Here is an 8,110-nt window from a genome sequence, read left to right as displayed (position 1 = left end):
GACCGCGGTGGCAACGCTGATGGGTCTCGTCATCGCCTTCATGTTCCTGGACATCGATTCGGATGTGGGGGTGCTCGCGCTGGCGCTCGCCCTGGTGATCTCGGTGCTCTACCCCGGCCGGACCCGCGAGGCGATCAAGGGCGTCGACTGGTCCACGATCCTTCTCGTCGGCGGCATCCTCACCTACGTCGGCGTCATGCAGCGGATGGGGACCGTCGAACTTCTCGGGCACGCCGCCGAATCGGTCGGGTCCCCGCTTCTGGCCGCGTTCGCCCTGTGCCTGGTCGCCGCGTTCGTCTCCGCATTCGCATCGACCACCGGCATTCTCGGCGCGCTCATCCCGTTGGCGATTCCGGTGATCGCGATCGGCGGGCTTCCGGGATTCGGGTTGATCATGGCGATCGCCATCTCCTCGAACCTGGTCGACAGCACGCCGTTCTCGTCGCCCGGCGCGACCTGCATCGCGAACGCCGAACCGAGCCAGCGTTCCAAGCTGACCAGAATGATGCTCGCCTGGGGCTTCGCGATGATCGTGATCGGCCCGGTCGTCACGGTCACCACGCTGGTGGTTCCCGGTATGTGACCGCCGGTTTGATCGGCACACCGAAAACGACACCCGCTCACGTCCTGGACGTGAGCGGGTGTCGTTTTCGTCGGCGGTCGGTCGGCAGTTCACGTGATGCCGACGAGGCGGTACGCCTCCCGGATCGAGTCGACCTTCCCCTTCCGGTCCGGGTCGCCACCGAAGTAGGTCAGGCCGACGTCGACGGTTGCCTGCAGCGCGTCGGTGAACGTCGCTCGCGGTGTCAGCCGGGCCATCGCCAGGTAGGTCAGGACCGCGACGTCCTCGACCGTGAACACGCGTGCCCCGTTCTTGGTCATCGTGAGCAGGTTGTGCACCGCCTTGTTGTGGATGCTGCTGTTGAAGTGGACCCAGCCCTGATCGTTGCGGTTGCTCGGCAACTCACCGGGACGCAACGCACGGAAGTTGTTCATGTGCGCGGGATGTCCGGTTCGGGTGGGGTCTTCGAAGTCGCGGAGCGGTCGGCCGTCCGGGCGGAGCCCGGCACCGATCTTCCAGTCCCACGTGCCCACGTCGTGGCGGTCCGGCGCGGTGTACCAATTGCCGATGACGACTCCCGCGACATCCGCGTACGACTCGTTGAGAGCCCCGGACTGGGTTGCGTACACGAGGTTCGAGGTCGACTCGATCACCCCGTGGGTGAGTTCGTGGCCGATGACGTCGAGGTACCGCGACAAGCTCACGAGCCGGCCGTTCCGGGAGATCTGCCCGTACCACATCCGGCGCTTCCACCAGAAGGCGTTCAGCAGCGTCGGCGGGGGTTCCATGCTTGCTGCGGTGGCGTTGACCAGCGAGATCAGATCCATGCCCTTGTCGTCGATGCCGTCGCGCTGCAGGACGACCTTGTAGAAGTCCTGAACCCGGGAGGCGTTGAGGTGCGCGGAGACGGCGGCCCGGTTGGTCGTGCCGAAGTCGCTCGTGGGGGCCTCGACGGGATTGCGCGGCACCGGTGGGTCGCTGTCGAGATCCGCGAACCGCAGGTCGTAGGTGTGGACCGCACGCAGCGGATCGGAGAGCCGGCAGGTGGTACCGCCCGGATCCACGAGCTGGCCGAGGAACGTCTGGTGGTCGTCGTTCTCGTCGACTCCGACGCACCGGGCCGGGGTCGGAAGCGCGGTCGCCACCGCGCTGTAGCAGAACAGGATCTCTCCGTCGTGGGCATCGACGAGGTAGTCGAAGGACGGCGGGACCGGGCGAGGGCCCATCCCGCGCACCTCGTCCGCGTCGCCGACGGCTTCGTCGCCGGTGGTGGCAGGCTCGGCCGGGACCTCGGTGAACAACCATGCCAGGTGCCACGACCCCGAGTCCTCGTCCTTGTAGAAGGTGAGGGTCGCGCCCACCCCGACGTCGGGAGGCAGATCATTGCCGGTGTACCGAGCGAGCCTCGCGAGCGCCTCCGCTCGATCGAGAGACTCGATCGGGTCGACACCGGTGACCTCGTCGAGCCGCGCGTTCACACTCACGAGTTCGCGTGATTCGGTCATTTCGACGACGGCCCCGGACCCGAAGACCGGGATGTTCCGTGACGTCTGGTGGAAGCGCACCTGCCGGGTTCCGGCCGCCCGCAGGTCCTGCTCACCGTCGAACACCAGACCCGGTACCCGTTCGGGCCGTCCGGGTTCCACCAGTGATTCGAGGGACGGGCGGTCGTCGCTCCGGAGCAGCTGATCCACGTAGAACCGGGCTGCCGCCTCGTTGCTGGTGAAGATCGGTGCGGGAGCGTCGAATTCCGGCGCGACGGCCCCGGCCGGGAACGACTCCGGCGACCGTGCGTTCTCGTCCGGGGACACCGCCGGGTCCTCGGCGACGTGGTAGTGGAGGAATTCCAGGGAAGTAGACATACGAAACACCCTCGGTTTCTTGCATGTTCGAGTCCGGCGACTGCCGCGTACGGCTCGCCGCGGTCGCGAGGTGCGGCCACGATCCGACGGTAGGGCGAGCGGCCGACCACCACACGAGTAGTCCGCTACCTCAAATCTGCGGCGCGGTCCCTGCCGGATGCACGTAACGGCCTGCAGTAGTCGGGTAGTCGACCGAAATCCCATTGCCTGTCACGACGTAGTGACCGACTGTCCGATCCGTGATCCCCAGCAACCATTCGATTCGCAAGCCTCCGCAATTCTCGCTCGCTGAAGCCAGTTGCCAGCTCAAATTCGAGCAGCGCAATCCAATTCGTCTTCAATTGCCCATCGACCACTGGACCGGCACATGGTGTTCCTCCGCCCTGCGGTCACCGCCGTCACCTGTCGCGATCCAGATTCAACTACACATTTCCCGCCTAATCGATGACACGTTGGCACGATAAGAGGATCATCCAAGTTGGACTGCACGGCAGGGGGCGTAGCGCCAGCCACGCAGACGGGCAGTCCGTGAATCTTCGTCACGGCAGTGCCTCGCACTGCCGTGACGAAGTTCGCCGACAACCAGATCACCGACGGGGAGCGTTCGATGTACAGCCCGGAAGACGAGGATCTCAGCAAGGGACCGAGCGTGGAGTGCCTCGAACAGGCACTGAACGAGATTCGCAAGAATTCGCGCCGAAACTCTCGACAGAAGAGGATACGCCGAATTCTGAAGAAGAAGACAAGAAGTGGAGAAACATACAAGATAGACGACTTGCTCAACCTCACAGCACAAGAGGCCGGAACAGAGACAAGCCAGCACGATGTGGCAATCGAACTCTGGGACCAGCTCCAAAAAGGGAACCTGAAGCTGTATCCGGAAGGCGTGAAATCCAACCGGACCGAATCGGGGAAAGCTCCTGAGAAGAAGCGCGGAAAGCCTGGCACACCTGCGCAGACGCGATACTCGAGACCGACAGACGTGGAATCCTACAACGGAATCCGACTTCCGAAGAAAATGCCCGACGGAAAAGATCGAGAAGGGCTCACCGACTACGACACAATACTGGATTCTTGGGCATTTCGCAGACTAGCAGGCGTAACCCAGATTACCACACCAGATCCCTCCGGGCACCTCATGCGCAATCGACTGACACACTCACTGAAAGTAGCGGAAGTGGGTAGGAGAATTGCGGAATCGCTGATTGCACGAGTAGGTCCAGCTCGCGCATGCGATGAATTCTCCCCGGGCGGAGGCCTTGATCCGGATATCGTGGCGGCTGCGGGACTCGCACATGACATCGGGCACCCCCCGTTCGGTCATGCGGGCGAAGAGGAGTTGGACCGACTGGCGCGCCTTATGGGCCTGGAAGGCTTCGAAGGAAACGCACAGACCCTGCGGGTATTGACTCGTCTCGAATTCCGATTCAACCGAACGGACGGGATGCGCCTCACGAACGCCACCCTCGCTGCAGTCATCAAGTATCCGTGGCTGAGACCAGCACTCGCGAACAGGAAGAACCACAAATGGAACAAATTCAACGCTTACACGAGCGATCGAAAATACCTTGAGGGCGCCCGGAGGGCGGTCGGAGTCGACGGAGAGACTCAGACGCTCGAAGCGTCGATCATGGATATCGCCGACGACATAACCTATGCATTGCATGACCTGGAGGACTTCTACACAGCCGGACGATTTCGCCGCAATCAGGCCGTAGCTGTACTGAAGGATTTCGTCTCCTGCACAACACCCCCCTCCAAATACCGGAACTGCGGCAAGACTGCACATACTCCGACAAGCAACGAGTACGAAAAACTCAGAGACTACGCCGAAAGCAAGCTCGAGGTCGTATATAGGGAGCACTACGGAAAGAAGTTTGACGAGAACGAATTTCAGAAATCCGTCAGCAAGGTCGAGAATCTCATAAGGTTCGGCATGCTTCGCCATTTCGATGGTTCCCGAGCCGCGTACACGATGGTTCGCACCGCTTTTGCCAGTCGGGTGAACTCATACATAGATGGTGTATATGTTCCGGATCCAGACGACAAATTGGGAACGGTAGCTCGGCTACGCACCGATCACTGGTGCGAGATTCAGGTTCTGAAATGGCTAACCAAGCAATATGTAATCGACAGGTCCGAGCTCGTCCTCACACAGACAGGACAGAAGAAGCTCATCGAGAAAGCCGTCCGGAATCTCCGAGCTTGGTGCCGGATGGCAACCGCCAGGGGATTACCGGTGACATTGCGCGAACTGATCGATCAAGAATTTCGGAGCCAAATCAATTCCGATCCAGGGCTCCAAAGGATCGAAGAGTCCGCGTTGAAGACCCACAAGGAAAACGGGCGAATCGACCTTCGGGGCGAAAACAAAGATGACGTATCAAAGCTTCTCGATGCGCTGAACAAAGCTCAGGCTCGAGCGATAATCGACTACATATCTTCACTGACCGACGCGCAACTGGTCTCACTGGCTGGCACTGTATCCGGCACAGGCGCCCCTTCGCCCCTCTACTACGAGTGAGGACAAGCGCTCGTCCACGAAATGCACGGGCTATTCAGCGCACCAAAGACTTTCGGCCGGGCCTGCGGTGCGCCCCGGGAGCAGTTCGGTCTCGAGCGTCTCGACCTGACCGATCCCGGAGTGCGACGGGGCTGCGAGCAGTAGTTCGCCGGTGCGGCGGCCCTTCTCCTTCTGCGGCTGACGCATGGTGGTCAGCCCCTCCCGCAGCGCCTCGTCGATGCCGTCGAAGCCGGTGATCGACAGGTGCCCGGGCACATCGAGCCCGGAGTTGTGCGCCCACGCGAGCGCACCCAGCGCGAGAACGTCGGTGGTGCACATGAGCGCGGTGATCCGCGGATCGGCCGTCATCGCTTGTGCGGCACCCGCTGCACCGTCGTCGGCGGTATGGGCGTACCGCTCGACGACGGTGAGTTCGGCGGGATCGAGTCCGGCGGCGGTCATCGCCTCCTGCACCCCGCGGATCCGTTCGTGCTGCACGTGGAAGCTCTCGGTGGCGAAACGCGAGGCGTCGGCGACACCGTCGTGGCGGTCGCGACCGAGCCGCATGGAGACGATGCCGATCCGCTGGTGTCCCAATCCGATGAGGTACTCGGCGAGGCGTCGCATCGAACCGCGGTCGTCGATGCCGACGAGCGGTGCGGTGGCGATGCCGCGCGGCTGATCGCACACCACGATCGGGAGGTGCCGTTCGAGGACGGCCGCCAGGTAGGGGTCGCCGTCGGGTACCGAGTAGACGACGAAACCGTCGACGGAGGATCGGTGCACGACCTGGGCGGCCTCTTCGTCGTCGCGGCCCGGGCCGGCCGGGACGAGGAGCAGACCCTGTCCGGCGGCCTCGCAGGCCTCGGACAGTCCGGACAGAAAGGTCATGGCGGCGGGGTCGCGGAACGAGTAGCTCAGCGCTTCGGTGAGCAGGACACCGACGGTCCCGGCCTTGCGGGTGCGCAGCGACCGCGCCATCGGGTCGGGCCCGGGATATCCGCGCCGCTTGGCGACCTCGAGGACGCGTTCGCGCAGTTCCGCGGACAGCTGATCGGGCCGGTTGTACGCGTTGGAAACCGTGGTCCGCGAGATCTTCAGCTCGGCCGCGATCGAGGCCAGAGTGGCCTGGCGACGAGGCTGACGGGACCTGGGCATGCACGGACCGTAGCTGTGTGTTGCCCGTCACGGCCACCCGGGTCCGGTCAAAAGTCCCGATCCGGTCCGCTAAAGTAGAACGGTAACGGTTTCCAATAACGTTAGGGTTGCCTCCCGCGGACACGCCCGACGTCGAATCCAGGAGAAGGATCAGTGCGACTGTCCCCCCGCACGCGTGCCGCCACCGCCGCCGCAGCCCTCGCCTGCGCCACCGCACTGAGCCTGACCGCGTGCGGCTCGACCGGCGACACGGATTCGAACGAGATCAAGGTCGTCGCATCGACGAACGTGTGGGGTTCGGTCGCACAGGCCGTCGCGGGCGACCGCATCGAGGTCCGGTCCCTGATCACGGAGCCGTCCGCAGACCCCATTCCTACGAGGCCAGCCCGACCGACGCGGCGGCGATCAGCGACGCGTCGCTCGTCGTCTACAACGGCGGCGGCTACGACCAGTTCGTCGACGACGTCCTCGAGGCCACGAACACCGGTGCGGCGACCGTCGACGCCTTCGCCCTGTTCGAGTCCGGCGAGAACAGCGACCTGCACGACGGGCACGCGCACGGAGCGGAGACAACCGGTGGGAACACCGCGGCGACCGGTGACGACGAAGCGCACGACGAGGGCCACGAAGACGAAGGCCACGAAGCCGAGGGCCACCGAGAGGACAGCCACGCCACCGAGAGCCACAGCGAGGACGGCCACGAGGGCCACGACCACGGCGGCGTGAACGAGCACGTCTGGTACGACCTCGCGACCGCCGACGCCGTCGCCCACTCCGTCGCCGACCGCCTCGCGGAACTCGATCCCGAAGGGGCGGACGTCTATCGCGCCAACGCCGAGGCGTTCCACACCCGGTTGCACGAGGTCTCCGACGGCATCGCGGCCGTCGCGGCCGAGCACACGCAGGCACCGATCGCGCAGACCGAACCGATCGCGCACTACCTGGTCCTCGCGGCGACGCTGAACGATCTCACCCCGACCGACTTCACCAACGCCGTCGAGAACGGCACCGATCCCTCCCCCGCGTCCATCGCCGCCACCCGCCAGCTGCTGCTGGACAAGCAGGTCCGGGCTCTGATCTACAACCCGCAGACCGAGGACAAGGTCAGCCTCGAGATGCGCAAGGCCGCGGAACAGGCCGGCATCCCGGTCGTGGAGGTGTTCGAGACGCTGCCCGAGGGCGTCGACTACGTCCAGTGGCAGACCGGCACCGTCGAGAAGCTGGCCGCCGCACTCGGCACCCCGGCCTGATCCGCCCGCTCGAGAAACACGGAATCCGGTGAGCACACACAACCCCGACCGTTCCCCCTCCGTAGAACCCGCCGTAAAACTGAGTAACGCGCGGCTGGCGTTCGGCGAACGCACGCTGTGGGAGAACCTCGATCTGACCGTCCAACCCGGCGAGTTCGTCGCGGTACTCGGACCCAACGGTGCCGGGAAGTCGTCGCTGCTCAAGGTCCTGCTCGGCCAGCTTCCACTCAGCGCGGGCACCGCCACCATCGCCGGTACCCCGGCGAGGACCGGGAACTCGCACGTCGGGTACGTGCCGCAGCAGAAGTCGCTCGACGAAGGTGTGCCGCTCCGCGGCCGCGACCTCGTCGGCCTCGGTGTCGACGGGCACCGGTGGGGTACGGGGGTGCGTTTCTGGAAGACGCGGCGCACCGCGGTGGACGCCGCGATCGCCCAGGTCGGGGCCGAGTCCTACGCGAACGCCCCGATCGGTTCGCTGTCCGGCGGAGAGCAGCAGCGGCTGCGCATCGCGCAGGCACTCGTCGGCGACCCGCGTGTCCTGCTGTGCGACGAACCGCTGCTCAGCCTCGATCTGGCCAACCAGCACCTGGTGTCGGCCCTCATCGACCGGCGTCGCCGCGACCACGACACCGCGGTGCTGTTCGTCACCCACGAGATCAACCCGATCCTGCCGCTCGTCGATCGCGTCCTCTACCTGGTCGACGGCCAGTTCCGCATCGGCACCCCCGCCGAGGTCATGACCTCCGAGGTGCTGTCGGAGCTGTACCGCACCGAC

The 8,110-nt window shown here is 64.6% G+C and carries 5 protein-coding genes and 1 pseudogene; 4 read left to right on the top strand and 2 right to left on the bottom strand.

What is annotated here, in order from left to right; translation table 11 throughout:
• Positions 1-583: SLC13 family permease (locus I0Q12_RS05195; protein WP_269437539.1), on the top strand; the 583-nt coding region annotated here is incomplete at its 5' end.
• 89 nt (positions 584-672) lie between these two features.
• Here I0Q12_RS05195 and I0Q12_RS05190 read toward each other — a convergent pair.
• Positions 673-2,424 carry a M4 family metallopeptidase gene (locus I0Q12_RS05190; protein WP_197250936.1) on the bottom strand — a complete coding sequence of 584 codons (1,752 nt, stop codon included), beginning with the start codon at positions 2,422-2,424 and terminating at the stop codon, positions 673-675.
• 562 nt (positions 2,425-2,986) lie between these two features.
• Between I0Q12_RS05190 and I0Q12_RS05185 the strand changes: the two genes are divergently transcribed.
• Complete coding sequence (locus I0Q12_RS05185) at positions 2,987-4,948, top strand: deoxyguanosinetriphosphate triphosphohydrolase family protein (RefSeq protein WP_197250935.1); 1,962 nt, start codon at positions 2,987-2,989, stop codon at positions 4,946-4,948.
• A 30-nt stretch (positions 4,949-4,978) separates the two neighbouring features.
• Here I0Q12_RS05185 and I0Q12_RS05180 read toward each other — a convergent pair whose 3' ends face one another.
• Positions 4,979-6,085: a LacI family DNA-binding transcriptional regulator gene (locus I0Q12_RS05180; RefSeq protein ID WP_197250934.1), complete on the bottom strand. Its 1,107-nt coding sequence runs from the start codon at positions 6,083-6,085 to the stop codon at positions 4,979-4,981.
• A gap of 153 nt (positions 6,086-6,238) precedes the next feature.
• Here I0Q12_RS05180 and I0Q12_RS05175 point away from each other — a divergent pair.
• Both I0Q12_RS05175 and I0Q12_RS05170 read left to right on the top strand, forming a co-directional pair.
• A pseudogene (locus I0Q12_RS05175) lies at positions 6,239-7,335 on the top strand (metal ABC transporter solute-binding protein, Zn/Mn family).
• Between the two features lie 28 nt (positions 7,336-7,363).
• Positions 7,364-8,110: metal ABC transporter ATP-binding protein (locus I0Q12_RS05170; protein ID WP_197250933.1), on the top strand; the 747-nt coding region annotated here is incomplete at its 3' end.

The organism is Rhodococcus sp. CX (assembly GCF_015865005.1).
In the GTDB taxonomy this organism is placed as follows: Bacteria; Actinomycetota; Actinomycetes; order Mycobacteriales; family Mycobacteriaceae; genus Rhodococcus.
This window is presented reverse-complemented; position numbering and strand designations above follow the sequence as displayed.

Coding starts and splice junctions, on each gene's coding strand:
- I0Q12_RS05190 (WP_197250936.1), bottom strand. CDS start 2,424: ATGTCTACTTCCCTGGAATTCCTCCACTACCACGTCGCCGAGGACCCG.
- I0Q12_RS05180 (WP_197250934.1), bottom strand. CDS start 6,085: ATGCCCAGGTCCCGTCAGCCTCGTCGCCAGGCCACTCTGGCCTCGATC.